The organism is Arthrobacter sp. Leaf141 (genome assembly GCF_001424565.1).
In the GTDB taxonomy this organism is placed as follows: domain Bacteria; phylum Actinomycetota; class Actinomycetes; order Actinomycetales; family Micrococcaceae; genus Arthrobacter.
This window is the reverse complement of record NZ_LMOL01000023.1, coordinates 147,429-147,650: the sequence shown is the minus strand read 5'-3', so window position 1 is coordinate 147,650 and position 222 is coordinate 147,429. Positions and strand designations below refer to the sequence as shown.

Here is a 222-nt window from a genome sequence, read left to right as displayed (position 1 = left end):
CCCGGTGATTCCGCCGGGGGTACCGGTGATGCGTTCGACGAGGGTGTCGGCCATGATCTGGGCGCGGGTCCGGGGATCGCCGGTGGACTTTAGGGTGTCGGCTTCCCGGGTGAGGGCGGTGTAGGTGGCGACGCCTTCGGCCACGGGCAGGAGGGCGGTGAGGAGGGTCATGGTGTCCGGTGCGGGGCGGAGGCTGACGCGTCTGCCGTTGGCGGCGCGGGT

1 pseudogene is annotated in these 222 nt (G+C 72.1%); it reads right to left on the bottom strand.

Going from position 1 to position 222, the window contains the following annotated elements:
* Positions 1–222 (bottom strand): annotated as a pseudogene (locus ASF72_RS20625) (hypothetical protein); the annotation flags it as partial.